We start from the raw sequence: 16768 nt of genomic DNA, 5'->3' as shown, positions 1-16768 counted from the left end.
CAAGTTGCCGCGACGAAGTGCGACTTAGTGTGGCTTAGTGCGCGGTTGCCTCGCCTGCTCCGATCCCGGTCTCCGAGCGCAGCTCCTGTGCCTCGAAGCCAGCCCTGTCCACGCGAGCGCGTGCGGACTTGTCGGCCAGCGAGAAGATCCAGATGCCAAGGAAGCCGATGGTCATCGAGAACAGCGCGGGCGAGGTGTACGGGAACGGCGCATCCTTGAAGTGGAACACGTCCACCCAGACCGCTTGCGACAGGACCGTCAGCACGACCGCCGACAGCAGGCCGAGGAAACCGCCGATGGTCGCGCCGCGCGTGGTGCAGCCCTTCCACAGCACCGACATGAACAGCACCGGGAAGTTGGCCGACGCCGCGACCGCAAACGCCAGCGACACCATGAACGCGATGTTCTGCTTCTCGAACACGATGCCCAGCACCACGGCGACGAGGCCGAGGATGATGGTCGTGATGCGCGAGACGCGCAGCTCCATCGAACTGGTCGCCTTGCCGTGCTTGAAGACGGTGGCGTACAGGTCATGCGACACGGCCGAGGCGCCGGCGAGGGTCAGGCCGGCCACGACCGCCAGGATCGTCGCGAACGCCACCGCCGAAATGAAGCCGAGGAACACATTGCCGCCGACCGCACTGGCCAGGTGCACCGCCGCCATGTTGACGCCGCCGAGCAGCTTGCCGCTGCCGTCCTGGAAGCTAGCGTTGGTCCCGACCAGAACGATCGCGCCGAAGCCGATGATGAACGTCAGGATGTAGAAGTAGCCGATCCACGTGGTCGCCCAGAACACCGACTTGCGCGCTTCCTTGGCGTTGGGCACGGTGAAGAAGCGCATCAGGATATGCGGCAGGCCCGCCGTGCCGAACATCAGCGCAATGCCGAACGAGATCGCCGAGATCGGGTCCTTGATGAAGTTGCCCGGGCTCATGATCGAGTCCTTCTTGGCATGGACCTCGACCGCCTTGGCGAACAGCGCCTCGGGGCTGAAGTGATACTGGGCCAGCACCATGAAGGCCATGAAGGTGGCACCGCCCAGCAGCAGGCCGGCCTTGATGATCTGCACCCACGTGGTGGCGGTCATGCCGCCGAACAGCACGTACACCATCATCAGCGCGCCGACGATCACCACCGCGACCCAGTACTCCAGGCCGAACAGCAGCTTGATGAGCTGGCCCGCGCCGACCATCTGCGCGATCAGGTAGAACGCCACCACCACCAGCGTGCCCGACGCCGCGAACGCGCGGATCGGTGCCTGCTTGAAGCGGTACGCCGCGACGTCGGCGAACGTGAAGCGGCCCAGGTTGCGCAGCCGTTCGGCCATCAGGAAGGTGATGACGGGCCAGCCGACCAGGAAGCCGATCGAATAGATCAGCCCGTCATAGCCGTTGGCATAGACCGCCGCGGAAATGCCCAGGAACGAAGCCGCGGACATGAAGTCGCCGGCGATTGCCAGGCCGTTCTGGAAGCCGGTGATGCCGCCACCGCCGGTGTAGAACGCGGCGGCCGAGGTGGTCCGCTTGGCCGCCCACTTGGTGATGAACAGCGTGCCGATCACGAACAGCACGAACATGCCGATGGCGGTCCAGTTGGTCGGCTGGCGGACTGCCTGTCCCATGTCACCGCCGGCCGCCAGTGCGGCCGTCGAAAGCAGCAGCGTGCTGCCGGCAAGGATTGCGTGGTTCGCTTTCATGCCACCTCCCGCTTGATCTGCTCGGTCAGTTCGTCATAGGCGCGGTTGGCATGGCGCACATAGAGCCCGGTGATGACAACGGTGAAGAGAATCACGAACAGGCCGATCGGCATGCCCCAAGTCATCACGCCTGCGCCGGTCTTGGCGGCAAGGAGTTCCTTGTCGAAGGCGATGAGCAGCACGTACCCGTAGTAGATCACGAGCATCACCGCGGTCAGCGCCCATCCCAGCCGCGAGCGCTTGTGCACAAGCTCGCGGTACGTGGGGTTCGTCTTCAGTCTTGCGACCAGTTCTTCATTCATCTTTGTCTCCTGCCATTCGTGCTACGGGCTTGCCGTGGACTGACAGTGCATGCGCCAACCAGCGCGTGCGTGGTGGTCTCAGTCCCGGTCCGTGACGATAAGGTACGACCTGCCCCTTACCTGCTTCTTACACGGGGCATGTCGCCGCACCGGGGAAAACACGTAGATGACGCGCGTGAAGGAGACTGAAGCGCCACTGGTGACTGCATGGATGCCACCGCGCCGCCTGCCTGAGGCGTGGATCCTGCGCGCGATCCGCTGCAGGAAGCCATGCTGACAAAAAAGAGCCCGCAATTTGCGGGCTCCTTGTAACACTCGGCGAGGGAACGGACAGCGAATTTCAGAAGGGAACCGCCTATACCCCCAGCGCTAGTCGGTGGCGCCTTGTTCTCCTGTCCTTTCGTTTGAGCGCCTGCCTAGCCCGCAGCGAAGCGCGACGGAAGCAGTCAACGACACGGTGCACGAATGCCCTTACAGGGTGGCCAAGCGTTCGAACCGGTCAAAGCGCGCAAAGGGTGGCTTCACTTCGGTCACTTCAAGCTCTTCCACAAGCGCTGCCGACATGCCTTCACTCAACCAACCGCACATGTCGGCGAGCTGCTCTGGCGAGCCCTGAAGCATTGCCTCTACCGTATCGTCCATGCGATTGCGGACCCAACCGGTAACCCCCAGCTCATGGGCACGGCGCACGCACGCCTCCCGATAGCCGATACCCTGCACACGACCATGGACGCGTACCAGCCGCGTCTCGATGGGCCCGTCGCTGCCATCTGCTTGCATGAGAGCGCCCCCATAGGGATTCAGGAAACGTTGACGCCTGGAGTGCCGCGCGGACACTGTGATTCAGTGGGTAACTGAAACCACCTGTCCGGTAATGTCCTCCAGAATACATTTCTGGTAAACCTGTGCGACCACCGCCGCCCGAACACCCTTTGCGGTATCGCGTCCCATCGCTTCGAGCGTTTCCCACACCCATCCGGGGCTGACGACGTTCACGCGAACCTTGCCTTGCAATTCAAGCGCTGCGGCCCGCGCGAACGCCTCGATGCCGGCGTTCACGGTGCTCACTGCAGCACCACCAAGCATTGGATGCTGGGCGAGAGTACCACTGGTGAGCGTTACCGACCCGCCCTGGGAGATGTATGGAATCCCATACCGGACGAGATTGACTTGCCCCATTAGCTTGTTGGCCAGGCTGAATGCAAAATCATCGTCAGTCAGGACGTCCAGCGGTGCGAATTTCGCAGTGCCACCTACGCAGACCACGGCGTCGACCGTACCCAGTTGCTTGTACATCGCCAGAATCGACTGCTTGTCGGAGATGTCCACCGAGACCCTCGGAGAGCTGCGACTGGCCGCTACAACGTCATGCTCTTCCGACAATAAAGCCACAATTTCTTTCCCTAGAAGCCCCGAGGCTCCGATGACCAGGATGCGCATACGTCCTCCTGATAATGGATGATGAGCGGTAGTGAATGGCCCACAGTACCCAGCTCATTTCCCAGATGAAGTAGCCTAGCGCTCAGCATGCGCCAGGCCGCAACTGCGCGCGGGCGGTCGCCATAGGAACCAAGGCCCCGCCACACAGCACCCTGCCAGCAAGACCGCCCACCAATGCCCGCATCTCCCAGTATCCATCGATAAACCAGGCAGCGCGAGCATGGCGGCTCGACACAGACGCCACAAAGTCTGTGATGGGCAAGGCAGGCCGTTCTAAAGCGGCACGATGTGCCCCGTCGACGAACTCACTTGGACCGGGCGCCTATCCAAGGATGACCCCAAAGCACCTGAGAATGCGCAATTGGAAGAGCCGCTGCGCGCTAAGCGCGCGGGTCAACCTTCTATGAATGTCAGCCGTTTTTGTAGTCAGCTGGACATACTGCGATGCATCAGCACAAACATCCTTGATGCGCGTACACGCATCCCTCTCGCTGTTGCTATTTCCCAAAACGATAAGTAGAGGCACCAGGTTGTAGCCTAGACTTAAAGTGCTTTCTCAAGGTTTGACCGCGACCCATAGTGAAGCATGAGGCGCATTGCAGAGCAGCGGAGCTCCCCTAGGCGATTCTGAGCCTTGGGCCTCTGGAGCGCTGTGAAAAGCAAGAACCGGGTAATGGAGGGGGACATGAAAAGCACAAATGAGCATTCGTTGCGCTTTCAGGTCGAAAAATGGCTCGCGCCTAGCCACACGGCGTCGGTCCATGTAGTTGAATTTAGTCGTACCCTCTCGGGCCGGCGGCGCTACGTATGCGTCGAGACCACGCAACAGTCCGGTTTACGCGCGTTGTTCTTCTTTCGGCATGATGATGGCTGCTGGCGTGTGTTTCCGCCTGCGGTAGATAGGCCAAAGACTAGCAACCATCTGGCCTTGTGAGCCGTCATTGCTGGCTCGGTTTTCAAGCGTGGGATGATGTGCTGCCGCTCACCAGCAGCGCATCCACACACGAATCTCACTTTTTTGTCGTTCTTCTTTTCCCGGCCCCACCAACAAAAACGCGAGGCAAAACTTACGTTTCATCCTCGCGCCAAAAATCACTATTACTTAACAAGAATCCTGACAACCAAAATTTACAGATTCTTGTTCATTCCATCCTAGAACGGAATATCGTCATCCATATCCTCGAACCCGTTCGACGGCGCCTGCTGCTGACGGCGCGCGCCGCCTTGCTGGCCGCCACCGCCCTGGCCACCGCCGCCTTGGCCGCGGCCGCCATAGCCGCCGCCCGACGATTCACGGCTGTAGCCACCGCCACCACCGCCGCCACCGTAACCGCCTTCATCGCCGCCACCGCCGGCGCTCTGACGCCCGCCCAGCATCTGCATCTGTTCGGCGACGATTTCGGTGCTGTACTTGTCCTGGCCGCTCTGGTCCTGCCACTTGCGGGTGCGGATGCGGCCCTCGATATAGACCGCCGAGCCTTTGCGCAGGTACTGGGCAGCAATTTCGGCAAGCTTGCCGAACATCGAGACGCGGTGCCACTCGGTGGCTTCCTTCATCTCGCCGCTCTGCTTGTCCTTGTAGCGGTCGGTGGTTGCCAGGCGCAGGTTGGTCACGGCGTCGCCGCTGGGCATGTAGCGGGTTTCCGGGTCCGCGCCCAGGTTGCCGACGAGAATGACTTTATTGACCGATGCCATGTGAATGTTCTCCAAAAGCCACGCGCTGTGCTGAAAAGCGTGGCATACGCTCGTAAGTAGTAGTTTGAACCGGATTGCTGCAGGTGCGGCTACCGCGTGGGCGACGACTGCGACGACTGCAAAAGCGACAACGTAAACGAATAACGCGCCCCCGGCCAGACTAGTCGGGAAGCGCGGTCATGCTAGGCCATTATTTGGCCGGAATCTGTTGCAAAGTGATGCGGCTGGCACCGCGTCAGGCTGCTGCCTGCGCACTCGCCTGCCCCCTGGCCGGCGGCGGTTTCATGCTCCAGGCGATTATAAGCCAGACCAGAAGCACCACCGCACAACCGACGAACACGGCACTGCGGCCTTCGTGCTTGAGCAGCCAGCCCCCCACCACGCCTCCAAGGAAGAGACCCAGCGCCTGCGTGGTGTTGTACACGCCGAGCGCCGCGCCGCGCGAGGCAGCCGCGTAGCGCGAGACCAGCGAAGGCTGCATGGCCTCCAGCACGTTGAAGGCGACAAAGAACAACAGCAGGACCACGACGATGGCCCACAGGCCATGCACGGCGGCGAACAGCAGCTGGACCGCCGTCATCAGCCCCACGGCGCTCAGCAGCACGGGCCGCACGCGGCCATAGCGCTCCGCGGCCATCATCGGCGCGAGCATCAGCACGAAGGACACCAGCACCACAGGCAGGTAGACCTTCCAGTGCTGGTCGAGCGGCATGCCCGCGTCCGCCAGCATGGCGGGCACCACCATGAACATGGCGACCTGCGAGGCGTGAAGCGCCAGCACGCCGACGTTCAGGCGCACCAGGTCCGGATTGAGCAGTACCTGGCGGAACGGCAGCCGGACCGGATGCGGCGGCGGCGGGCTCGGCACCACGAACAGCGTTACGACGATTGCCACTGCGCCCAGCACCGACATCAGCGCGAAGATTCCCGGCATGCCAATGGCGTGCAGCAGCGGCGAGGCAATTACCAGCGACAGCGCGAAGGTCAGTCCGATGCTGCCGCCGACCATGGCCATGGCCTTGGTACGGTGGCGTTCGCGCGTCAGGTCGGCGATGCAAGCGGTGATGGCGGCGGAAATCGCGCCGGTGCCCTGCAATGCGCGGCCCACGGTGATGCCAAACAGCGTGTGCGAAAACGCGGCCACCAGGCCGCCGGCCACGAACAGCAGCAGGCCGGCCACCATGACCGGCTTGCGGCCGACGCGGTCTGACAGCCAGCCAAGCGGAATGTGCAGGAAAGCCTGCATCAGGCCGTAGATGCCCATGGCCAGCCCGACGCGCTGGGCGTCATGGCCATCGGGCAGGCCGCGCGCGTACTCCGCAAAGACCGGCAGGATCAGGAACAGGCCCAGCATGCGCAGCGCGAAGATGCTGGCCAGCGAGAGGCTGGCACGCATCTCGGTACGCGTCATGCGTTCGCGCTGGGGCACGGTTTTGGAATCGCCGGCAACGGCGGCATCCGGGGAAGAAGACGGGATCGGCGACATGGCGATCGTGGGAATGGGTCAGGCTGGCTGCCGGCGCTGGCGGCAATGGCTGTTTCGATCGGCACCCGGGGCGGAAGTTGCCATCCCGGTCGACCAGGCAAGCGCGGCATTCGGCCCGGCTCCCACTGGTGGTGCGCGCCTAGCGCAGGCAACCCGGGAAACCGAAGTTCGGTATATTAACAGGTTTGCTTCTCCGCGCTTTCCGGGTCACCTGCCCGCACCGGGCAACCGTCGGCGCGCGCATCCCCCGGCGGTTCGCGGCGGCCCGAACGACCTGCGGCGGCGCCCAAAGATGGCGTGTGAGGCACCTGCATTTCAGTTTGGGATTTTCGTTAGACCGACCTGTCCATGCGCACAGCACCGACCGGCGGCCTGCCCGGCGACGACTTTTCGGCATATGGAAGAAATCAAGATCCGTGGGGCTCGTACCCACAACCTGAAGAACATCAATCTCGACCTGCCGCGCAACCGGCTGATCGTGATCACCGGCTTGTCCGGCTCGGGCAAGTCGTCGCTGGCATTCGATACCCTGTACGCGGAAGGCCAGCGCCGGTACGTGGAATCGCTGTCCGCCTACGCGCGCCAGTTCCTGCAACTGATGGAAAAGCCGGACGTGGACCTGATCGAGGGCCTGTCGCCGGCGATCTCGATCGAGCAGAAGGCCACCAGCCACAACCCGCGCTCCACGGTCGGCACGGTGACCGAAATCCACGACTACCTGCGTCTGTTGTATGCACGCGCAGGCACGCCCTACTGCCCCGACCACAACCTGCCGCTGCAGGCACAGAGCGTGGCGCAGATGGTGGACGCCGCGCTGGCGCTGCCCGAAGACACCAAGCTGATGATCCTGGCACCCGTGGTGTCCGACCGCAAGGGCGAGCACTCCGACCTGTTCGACACCATGCAGGCGCAGGGCTTCGTGCGATTTCGCGTCCGCTCGGGCGGCGGCACCGCGCATGAGGCCGAGGCCAAGGTCTATGAGGTCGATGCGCTGCCCAAGCTGAAGAAGACGGAGAAGCACACCATCGAAGTCGTGGTGGACCGCGTCAAGGTGCGTCCGGACATCAAGCAGCGCCTGGCCGAATCGTTCGAGACCGCGCTGCGCCTGGCCGACGGCCGCGCCCTGGCGCTGGAACTCGACACCGGCAAGGTGCACATGTTCAGCTCGCGCTTCGCGTGCCCGATCTGCTCGTACTCGCTGCAGGAACTCGAACCGCGCCTGTTCTCGTTCAACAACCCGATGGGCGCCTGCCCGAGCTGCGACGGCCTGGGCCAGATCACGTTCTTCGACCCGAAGCGCGTGGTGGCCTTCCCGAACCTGTCGCTCGCCTCCGGCGCGATCAAGGGCTGGGACCGGCGCAACCAGTTCTACTTCCAGATGCTGCAGAGCCTGGCGGCCTACTACGAATTCGACACCGAGACCGCGTTCGAGGAGCTGCCGGCCAACGTGCAGCAAGTGGTGCTGCATGGCTCGGGCGAAGAGGAGATCCCGTTCACCTATATGAACGAGCGCGGCCGTACCACGGTGCGCTCGCACGTGTTCGAAGGGATCATCCCCAACCTTGAGCGCCGCTACCGCGAGACCGATTCGGTGGCCGTGCGCGAGGAACTGGCCAAGTACCAGAACAACCAGCCCTGCCCGGCCTGCCACGGCACGCGTCTGCGCACCGAGGCACGCCACGTCAAGGTCGGCGAAGGCGAACAGGCGCGCGCCATCTTCGAGATCAACGGCTGGCCGCTGCGCGACACGCTGACGTACTTTCTCACGCTCGACATGCATGGCGCCAAGCGCGAGATCGGCGACAAGATCATCAAGGAAATCACCGCGCGGCTGAATTTCCTGAACAACGTGGGGCTGGACTACCTGTCGCTGGAGCGCAGCGCCGACACGCTATCGGGCGGCGAGGCGCAGCGCATCCGCCTGGCCTCGCAGATCGGCTCGGGCCTGACCGGCGTGATGTACGTGCTCGACGAGCCGTCGATCGGCCTGCACCAGCGCGACAACGACCGGCTGATCGGCACGCTCAAGCATCTGCGCGACATCGGCAATTCGGTGCTGGTGGTGGAACACGACGAGGACATGATCCGCGCGAGCGACTACGTCGTCGACATCGGCCCCGGTGCCGGCGTGCACGGCGGCATGATCGTGGCCGAGGGCACGCCGCGCCAGATCGAGGAGTCGCCCGCGTCGCTGACCGGGCAGTACCTGTCCGGCCAGCGGCGCATCGAAGTCCCGGGCAAGCGTGCGGCGCCGGATGATGAACGCCTGCTGCGCATCGTCAACGCCAGCGGCAACAACCTGCGCAACGTCACGGCGGAGATCCCGGTCGGGCTGCTCACCTGCATCACAGGCGTGTCGGGTTCGGGCAAGTCCACGCTGATCAACGACACGCTCTATCACGCGGTGGCGCGCCACCTGTACGGCTCCACGCCGGAGCCCGCGCCGCACGACCGCATCGAGGGGCTCGAGCATTTCGACAAGGTCATCAACGTCGACCAGAGCCCGATCGGGCGCACGCCGCGCTCGAACCCGGCCACGTACACGGGCCTGTTCACGCCGATCCGCGAACTGTTCGCGGGCGTGCCGTCGGCCAAGGAACGCGGCTACGATCCGGGCCGCTTCTCGTTCAACGTCAAGGGCGGGCGCTGCGAGTCGTGCCAGGGCGACGGCGTGCTCAAGGTCGAGATGCACTTCCTGCCCGACGTCTATGTGCCGTGCGATGTGTGCCACGGCAAGCGCTACAACCGCGAGACGCTGGAAGTCCTGTACAAGGGCAAGAACATCTCCGAGGTACTGGAGCTGACGGTCGAGCAGGCGCACGAGTTCTTCAGCGCGGTGCCGGTGGTACGCCGCAAGCTGCAGACGCTGCTGGACGTGGGCCTCGGCTATATCCGCCTGGGGCAGTCCGCCACCACACTGTCGGGCGGCGAGGCGCAGCGCGTGAAGCTGTCGCTGGAGCTGTCCAAGCGCGATACCGGCCGCACGCTCTATATCCTCGACGAGCCCACCACTGGCCTGCACTTCCATGACATCGAACTGCTGCTCAAGGTCATCCACAAGCTGCGCGACCAGGGCAACAGCGTGGTGATCATCGAGCACAACCTCGACGTGATCAAGACCGCGGACTGGCTGATCGACATGGGCCCCGAAGGCGGCGCCGGCGGCGGCCAGGTGATCGCGCGCGGCACGCCGGAGGATGTGGCGAAGAGCAAGGCGAGCTTTACGGGCAGGTATCTCGCGCCGCTGCTCAAGCGGGCCTGAAGCGTTGAGGGACTGGCGGTAACGGCTTGCATTCGGTGCCGCAGTGCCTACCATGAACGGCAAGGACGGCCACGACGGCCGTCGCCACCAACACATGGAGGCCCGCCATGGAACTCCTGTCGGTACCGGTCACGAAGCCGGAAGCGACCAACTTCATCTTCGGCCAGTCGCACTTCATCAAGACCGTGGAAGACCTGCATGAGGCGCTGGTGGGCACCGTGCCCGGCATTCGCTTCGGACTGGCATTCTGCGAGGCCTCCGGCAAGCGGCTGGTGCGCTGGTCGGGCAACGACGAGGCGCTGATCGACCTGGCCTGCGAGAACGCCCGCACGGTCGGCGCGGGCCACTCGTTCTTCATCTTCCTTGGCGACGGGTTCTTCCCCGTCAATGTGCTCAGCACTGTGCGCGCGGTGCCGGAGGTCTGCCGGATTTACTGCGCGACAGCCAACCCGGCCGAGATCATCATCGCGCAGACCGACGGCGGGCGGGCCGTGCTGGGCGTGGTGGATGGCGCCCCGCCGCTGGGCATCGAGACGGACGCCGATATCAAGGAGCGGCGCGAGTTGCTGCGCAAGTTCGGCTACAAGCTGTAGCTCACTGCCGCGCCGCGGCGCTCAGCTGCCGCACCGGCGGCGTGCCCGAAGCATCGTCTTCCTTCATGCGGCTGCGGTTCAGCACGCCAGCCTGCTCGAGCACCGGGTAAGCGGTCGCGCAGAACAGCGAGTTCAGGCGCTTGAGTTCGCTGATGACGTCCAGGTGCAGCGAACTGGTTTCCACGCTTTCCGCGGTCTGCACGGCCACGCGCTGCAGGTGGGTGCGCGCGTATTTCTGCTCGAGTTCGCGGAAGTTGGCCTTCTCGGCCATCAGCGTCTGCGCGCTCTTGAGATCGCCATTGAGGAACACGGACAGGCCGAGCCGCAGGTTGGCCACGAGCCGCGCGTGCATCTCGGCGATTTCCTGCATGCCCGCCTCGGAGAACATCAGGTTGTGGGCGATCTTCTTTTCCTTGGCATCGACCAGCACCCGCTCGATGATGTCGCCCGCGTGTTCGAGGTTGATGGTCAGCGAGATGATCTCCGTCCAGCGCTGCCCGTCGCGCTCATCCAGCGCTTCCAGGCTGATGCGGGTCAGGTAGAGCTTGATGGCGGTGTAGAGGTCGTCCACCTCGTTGTCGATGCGGCAGGTGGCGGTCGCCAGCTTGGCGTCGTTGGTGCGCAGCACGCGCAGCATGTTGTCGAGCATCTGCTCGATGCGGTCGCCAATGCGCAGCACCTCGCGTGCGGCGTTGGCCAGCGCGAGTGTCGGCGTGGGCAATGCGGCGGGATCGAGATGGCGCGGCGTGACCTGGCTTTCGCCGGTGTTGCGTCCCGGCAGCACCGCTTCGCACAGCCTGGCCAGCGGCCCTGTCGCGCCCAGCAGCAGCACGGCCAACGCCACATTGAACAGCAGATGGAAATTGACGATCAGGCGCTGCGGGTCATGGTCGATCAGCGCGAGCAGGCTCTCCGCCTCGGTCAGGAACGGCAAGGCGACCAGGCAGCCAAGCAGCCGCGACAGCAGGTTGCCGAGCGTGACGCGCTTGCCTGGCTGGTTGTTGCCCGACGTCGTCAGCAGCGCCGAGATGCCGGACCCGAGATTGGCGCCGAGCACGAGCGCGAGCGCCACAGGGATCGACACCACGCCGGCCGAGGCCAGCGCGCCGCAGAACAGCACTACGGCCAGGCTTGAATAGCAGAGGATGGTCAGGAACGCGCCGATCAGCATGTCCAGCGCCGCGTCGCCGGTCAGCGTGCCGAACAGCACCTTGACGCCCGCGGCCTGCACCATGGGGCGCGTCGCGATCGAGATCAGTTCGAGCGCCAGCGTGATCAGGCCCAGTCCGATCAGCACGCGGCCGACGTGGCCCGGCTTGCTGCCCTTCCAGGACAGATGAAGGATCACGCCGACGAAGATCAGCAGCGGCGACAGCCAGGACAGATCCAGCGAGAAGACCTGCACCATGACCGCGGTGCCCACATTGGCGCCAAGCATGATGGCCAGTGCCGGCGCCACGGCGATCAGGCCCTGGCCCACGAAGGAACTGACGATGACGGCGGTGGCGTTGCTGCTCTGGACCAGCCCGGTAACGCCCAGCCCGGCCAGGAAGGCGGTGAAGCGGTTGGCGACGCTGGTCGAGAGTACGTGCCGGAGATTGGCGCCGTAGACGCGCAGGATCCCGACCTTGACGATGTTCGTGCCCCAGACAAGCAGGGCCACGCCGGAAAGGAGATGCAGAAGTACGCCCATTGTGCGCCCCTGTGTGACCGGTGTCGGTTACAGCTCGGAGGCTCCGCCCGGTCATCATGTTGTTGTCAAGGGCTCATTATGCGCCCGCCCCGGGGGCGGGGCAACGCCGCGGGCGCGAGGGCCAAGCCCCCGTTCAGGGCAGCGCAACCTTGATGCCGAGGCCGACGAAAATCGCCCCGGCCGCGCGGTCCAGCCAGCGGCCGGTGGCCGGACGCCTGCGCAGCCACGCGCCGAGCCAGCCCGCGCACAAGCCGAACAGCGAGAACACCACGGCGGTCTGCAGCATGAACACCAGGCCCAGCAGCACGAACTGCAGCGCCGGGTGCGCGGCGTCCGCGCGCACGAACTGCGGCAGGAACACCAGGAAGAACAGCGTGACCTTCGGGTTCATCATGTTGCCCAGCACGCTCTGCCGGAACACCTTGCGCAGCGGCACCGCGGCCACGTCGGCGCCCTGCGCCAGCCCGCCCCTGGCGCGCAGCGCCTGGATGCCGATCCAGATCAGGTAGGCGGCGCCCGCATACTTGATCAGCTGGAACGCCAGCGGCGACGAACGCAAGACCGCCGCCAGCCCGACCGCGGCGATCATCGTGTGGAACAGGCAGCCAACCGCAAACCCGAGCGCGGCCACCACGCCCGCGCGCCGGCCCTGCGCCATGCCGCGCGCCAGCACCTGCAGGTTGTCGGGGCCGGGAGCGAGGGTGATGGCGATCGAGGTCACCAGGAACAGCAGCAAGTCGGGCATGGGATCTCCGTCGGAATGGATCGGGCGGCTGGCGCATCAGCGCTCGGCCAGATCAGTGGCCGTCGAACCGGCACACCGTGAACAGCGGCAGCCCGCCGTCCTGCAGCAGGCGCGAGCCGCCCAGCTCGGGCAGGTCCACGATCGCGGCGCCCTCCACCACCGTGGCGCCAAGACGCTCCAGCAGCTTGCGTCCGGCCATCATGGTGCCGCCGGTGGCGATCAGGTCGTCGACCAGCAGCACGCGGTCGCCCGGCTTGCAGGCATCGGCGTGGATCTCGACCGTGGCGCTGCCGTATTCGAGCTCGTACTCTTCGGCCACGGTCTGGAACGGCAGCTTGCCCTTCTTGCGGATCGGCACGAAGCCAAGGTTCAGTTCATACGCGACGATGGCGCCGAGGATGAAGCCGCGCGCGTCGATGCCCGCGACCAGGTCGAGCTGCGCGTCCATGTAGCGGTGCACGAAGACGTCGATCAGCACGCGCAGGGTCTTGGGGTTTTGCAGCAGCGGCGTGATGTCGCGGAACTGCACACCGGGCAACGGCCAGTCCGGCACGGTACGGATGCGCTCGCGCAGGTAGCCTGTGACGTCGCCGAGGTCGGGGGACTGGATGATGGAATCTGCCATGGAAATCGTGAAAGGTAGGTTGCGCCACGGGCGCTCCGGAAACGCCGGCCGGGCGGCAGCTGCGGTAACGGGTTACCACCCGGGCCGCGCGGGCCGCCCGCAAAATGGCCCTGCCGGTGCCATGCCGGGCCCGACAGGCCCGGCCGAACACCCGTAACCATACAGGAGACCGTGATGGCAAAGAAGATTCTGATGCTGGTGGGCGACTTCGCCGAAGACTACGAAACGATGGTCCCGTTCCAGGCACTGCAGATGGTGGGCCACACCGTGCACGCGGTATGCCCGGACAAGAAGGCCGGCGACAGTTGCGCCACCGCCGTCCACGATTTCGAAGGCGACCAGACCTACACCGAAAAGCGCGGCCACAACTTCGCGCTCAACGCGACTTTTGCCGAGATCGACCCGGCTGCCTATGACGCCCTGGTCATCCCCGGCGGACGCGCCCCGGAATACCTGCGCCTGAACGCGCGCGTGCTGGAGATCGTGCAGCACTTTGCCGGCGCCGGCAAACCCATCGCGGCGGTCTGCCACGGCGCGCAGTTGCTGGCCGCCGCGGGCGCGCTGGAAGGCCGCACCTGCTCCGCCTACCCCGCCTGCGCGCCGGAAGTGAAGCTGGCCGGCGGCAAGTATGCGGATATCCCGGTCGACCAGGCCCACACCGACGGCAACCTCGTGACGGCGCCAGCCTGGCCCGCCCATCCCGCGTGGCTGGCCCAGTTCCTTGCCGTGCTGGGGACGCGGATCGTACATTAGAGGCTTCCGATCACGGCGCGGCCGGCACTGGCCAGCGCCGCCAGCACGGGAGTTACGATGTGTGAGATCTTTATCCGCGCCAACCCGCAGTCCTACGCGTGCCAGGCGCGATCGCTGCGGCTGCACGGCGTTGCCACCAGCATCCGGCTCGAAAACCTGTTCTGGGAAGTGCTCGACGAGCTGGCGCAGCGCGACGGCATGACCGTCAACCAGCTCATCACCCGGCTGCATGACGAACTGACCACGCATCGCGGTGACGAGGCCGTGGCCGGCAATTTTTCATCGTTCCTGCGTGTGTGCTGCCTGCGCTACCTGATGCTGCAAGGCAAGGGCCGCATTCCTGCCGATACCGGCGTTCCGATCGGCTCGCTTGATGCGCGCTCGGTGCTGGACAGCCTGCCGCCGTCGTGGGTGGAGGCACCGGCCGGTGCGGCGCACTAGCCGCTTTCAGGCGTCTGCGGATCCGTTCAGTCGCTGAGGATCCGCGTCTCCGCCGCCTCCAGCGCCTCGGGCGTGCCGCGCAGCACGACGATATCGCCGGCTTCGAGCACCGTGTCCGGCTCCGGGTCGAAGGCGCGGATGCCCCGGCGGCGCACGGCCGTGACCTCGGCGCCGATCCGCTCCAGCCCCAGCGCGCCGATGCGCCGGCCCACCGACGTCGCCGCCGGCCCGAGCGACACCGAGTGCAGCCGCACTGTCTCGCGCTCGACCATGTCCTCCTCATCGTCGCGGCCGTGGAAGTAGCCGCGCAACAGGCTATAGCGCGCGTCACGCGCTTCCTGTACGCCGCGCAGAACATGCCGCATGGGCACCCCGAGCAGCACCAGCGCATGTGACGCCAGCATCAGGCTGCCCTCGATGATCTCAGGCACGACCTCGGTGGCGCCGGCCTTCTGCAGCGTGTCAAGTTCCGAATCGTCGACCGTGCGCACGATCACCGGCAGTGCCGGCGCCAGCTCCTGCACGTGGTGCAGTACCTTGAGCGCGGACGGCGTGTTGGCGTAGGTGACGATGATCGCCGCGGCACGGTGGATACCCGCGGCAATCAGCGCCTCGCGCCGGCCGGCGTCGCCATAGACCACCGTGTCCCCCGCCGCGGCGGCGTCGCGCACGCGGTCCGGATCCAGGTCGAGGGCCACGTAGGTGATGCCCTCGCGCTCGAGCATATGGGCCAGGTTCTGGCCGCTGCGCCCGTAGCCGCAGATGATGGCGTGCTTCTCGGTCTGCAGGCTTTGCGCGGCAATGCGCGTCATGTTCAGCGATTGCATCAGCCATTCGTTCGCGGCAAAGCGCAGCACAATGGCGTCGCTGTACTGGATCAGGAATGGCGCGGCCAGCATCGACAGCAGCATCGACGCCAGGATCACCTGGATCAGCACCGGATCCACGAGGTTCAGCCCGTCGATCTGGTTGAGCAGCACGAAGCCGAATTCGCCGGCCTGCGCCAGCCCGAGGCCGGTACGGATCGCCACCCCCTGGCGCGAGCCGAATAGCCTTGCCAGTACGGCGATCAGCACCAGCTTGAACAGGATCGGCACGACCAGCAGCATCAACACCAGCCATGCATGCTCCAGCACCACCTGGATATTGAGCAGCATGCCGATGGTGACGAAGAACAACCCCAGCAGCACATCGCGGAAGGGCTTGATGTCCTCTTCCACCTGATGCCGGTACGGCGTCTCCGAGATCAGCATGCCGGCCATGAACGCGCCCAGCGCCATCGACAGGCCCAGCCGCTCGGTCAGCGCGGCCATGCCGAGGGTGACCAGCAGCAGGTTCAGCATGAACAGCTCCTGCGACCGCCGCGCCGCCACCACGTGGAACCAGCGGCTCATCAGGCGCTGGCCCAGGAAGAAGATCGCGCCCAGCGCCACGGCGATCTTGGCCGTGGCCATGCCCAGCGCCACGGCCAGGTCGCCCGGGTCGCGCGACAGCGCCGGGATCACGATCAGCAGCGGCACCACGGCCAGGTCCTGGAACAGCAGCACGCTGATGATGTTGCGGCCGTGCTCGCTTTCCAGCTCCATGCGCTCGGCCAGCATCTTCGAGACGATCGCCGTGGACGACATGGCCAGCGCCCCGCCGAGCGCCACCGACGCCTGCCACGACAAGGGAAACAGCCAGTTGAACAGCCAGCTCGCCGGCACCACGGCCAGCATCGACAGCGCCACCTGGGAGCCGCCCAGCCCGAACACGAGCCGTTTCATGGCGCGCAGCTTGCTGAGGTTGAACTCCAGGCCGATCGAGAACATCAGGAAAACCACGCCGAACTCGGCCAGGTACTTGGTCTGGGCTGTGTCGCTGGCCAGGCCCAGCGCATGCGGGCCGATCAGGATGCCGACCGCCAGGTAACCGAGCATGGGTGGCAGCTGCAGCATGCGGAACGCGACCACGCCGAAGACGGCGGCAGCCAGCAGCACCAGGGTCAGTTCCAGCGGAGAATGCATCGGACGCTCAGGATGAACCGGCCAGGGCAGC

General features: G+C 65.3%; 15 protein-coding genes. 5 read left to right on the top strand and 10 right to left on the bottom strand.

Features of this window, described 5'->3' with window-relative positions; genetic code table 11:
- Positions 1-34 precede the first annotated feature (34 nt).
- The 4 genes from AC3FNH_RS01260 to AC3FNH_RS01245 form a co-directional block, all read right to left on the bottom strand.
- On the bottom strand, positions 35-1696 hold the full coding sequence (locus AC3FNH_RS01260; protein ID WP_488718804.1) for a cation acetate symporter: 1662 nt from the start codon (positions 1694-1696) through the stop codon (positions 35-37).
- Positions 1693-1998, bottom strand: a complete 306-nt coding sequence (locus AC3FNH_RS01255) for a DUF485 domain-containing protein (protein WP_488718803.1) — start codon at positions 1996-1998, stop codon at positions 1693-1695. The genes AC3FNH_RS01260 and AC3FNH_RS01255 overlap by 4 nt, the downstream gene beginning before the upstream one ends.
- Positions 1999-2469: 471 nt before the next feature.
- Positions 2470-2778, bottom strand: a complete 309-nt coding sequence (locus AC3FNH_RS01250; RefSeq protein WP_488718802.1) for an acylphosphatase — start codon at positions 2776-2778, stop codon at positions 2470-2472.
- A gap of 63 nt (positions 2779-2841) precedes the next feature.
- Positions 2842-3438 carry a short chain dehydrogenase gene (locus AC3FNH_RS01245; RefSeq protein WP_488718801.1) on the bottom strand — a complete coding sequence of 199 codons (597 nt, stop codon included), beginning with the start codon at positions 3436-3438 and terminating at the stop codon, positions 2842-2844.
- 685 nt (positions 3439-4123) lie between these two features.
- Between AC3FNH_RS01245 and AC3FNH_RS01240 the strand changes: the two genes are divergently transcribed.
- On the top strand, positions 4124-4372 hold the full coding sequence (locus AC3FNH_RS01240) for a hypothetical protein (protein ID WP_488718800.1): 249 nt from the start codon (positions 4124-4126) through the stop codon (positions 4370-4372).
- 218 nt (positions 4373-4590) lie between these two features.
- On the opposite strand, the gene AC3FNH_RS01235 is transcribed toward AC3FNH_RS01240, so the two are convergent.
- Both AC3FNH_RS01235 and AC3FNH_RS01230 read right to left on the bottom strand, forming a co-directional pair.
- Positions 4591-5133, bottom strand: coding sequence for a single-stranded DNA-binding protein (locus tag AC3FNH_RS01235; RefSeq protein ID WP_488718799.1), 543 nt, complete (start codon positions 5131-5133; stop codon positions 4591-4593).
- Positions 5134-5368: 235 nt separating this feature from the next.
- The gene (locus tag AC3FNH_RS01230; protein WP_488718798.1) at positions 5369-6619 is read right to left on the bottom strand and encodes an MFS transporter; all 1251 of its coding nucleotides are present in this window, start codon (positions 6617-6619) and stop codon (positions 5369-5371) included.
- Between the two features lie 397 nt (positions 6620-7016).
- Here AC3FNH_RS01230 and uvrA point away from each other — a divergent pair, with 397 nt between their 5' ends.
- A complete protein-coding gene (gene uvrA / locus AC3FNH_RS01225; protein ID WP_488718797.1) occupies positions 7017-9881 on the top strand; it encodes an excinuclease ABC subunit UvrA in 2865 nt (954 codons plus the stop codon).
- 107 nt (positions 9882-9988) lie between these two features.
- Positions 9989-10474: an adenosine-specific kinase gene (locus tag AC3FNH_RS01220; protein WP_488718796.1), complete on the top strand. Its 486-nt coding sequence runs from the start codon at positions 9989-9991 to the stop codon at positions 10472-10474.
- A gap of 1 nt (position 10475) precedes the next feature.
- Here AC3FNH_RS01220 and AC3FNH_RS01215 read toward each other — a convergent pair whose 3' ends face one another.
- From AC3FNH_RS01215 to AC3FNH_RS01205, 3 genes are all read right to left on the bottom strand, one after another.
- The gene (locus AC3FNH_RS01215) at positions 10476-12167 is read right to left on the bottom strand and encodes a Na/Pi cotransporter family protein (protein ID WP_488718795.1); all 1692 of its coding nucleotides are present in this window, start codon (positions 12165-12167) and stop codon (positions 10476-10478) included.
- A 133-nt stretch (positions 12168-12300) separates the two neighbouring features.
- Positions 12301-12912: a LysE family translocator gene (locus AC3FNH_RS01210; RefSeq protein ID WP_276099382.1), complete on the bottom strand. Its 612-nt coding sequence runs from the start codon at positions 12910-12912 to the stop codon at positions 12301-12303.
- Positions 12913-12964: 52 nt separating this feature from the next.
- A complete protein-coding gene (locus AC3FNH_RS01205) occupies positions 12965-13537 on the bottom strand; it encodes an adenine phosphoribosyltransferase (protein ID WP_488718794.1) in 573 nt (190 codons plus the stop codon).
- 174 nt (positions 13538-13711) lie between these two features.
- Between AC3FNH_RS01205 and AC3FNH_RS01200 the strand changes: the two genes are divergently transcribed.
- Together AC3FNH_RS01200 and AC3FNH_RS01195 are read left to right on the top strand one after the other, a co-directional pair.
- A complete protein-coding gene (locus tag AC3FNH_RS01200) occupies positions 13712-14290 on the top strand; it encodes a DJ-1/PfpI family protein (protein WP_488718793.1) in 579 nt (192 codons plus the stop codon).
- A 57-nt stretch (positions 14291-14347) separates the two neighbouring features.
- Positions 14348-14731, top strand: coding sequence for a ribbon-helix-helix domain-containing protein (locus AC3FNH_RS01195; protein WP_488718792.1), 384 nt, complete (start codon positions 14348-14350; stop codon positions 14729-14731).
- A gap of 26 nt (positions 14732-14757) precedes the next feature.
- Here AC3FNH_RS01195 and AC3FNH_RS01190 read toward each other — a convergent pair whose 3' ends face one another.
- Positions 14758-16737, bottom strand: coding sequence for a monovalent cation:proton antiporter family protein (locus AC3FNH_RS01190; protein ID WP_488718791.1), 1980 nt, complete (start codon positions 16735-16737; stop codon positions 14758-14760).
- Positions 16738-16768 lie beyond the last annotated feature (31 nt).

This window comes from Cupriavidus sp. 22TCCZM01-5, assembly GCF_057798915.1.
The sequence above is the reverse complement of the archived record's forward strand: the minus strand, read 5'-3'. Positions and strand labels throughout refer to the sequence as shown.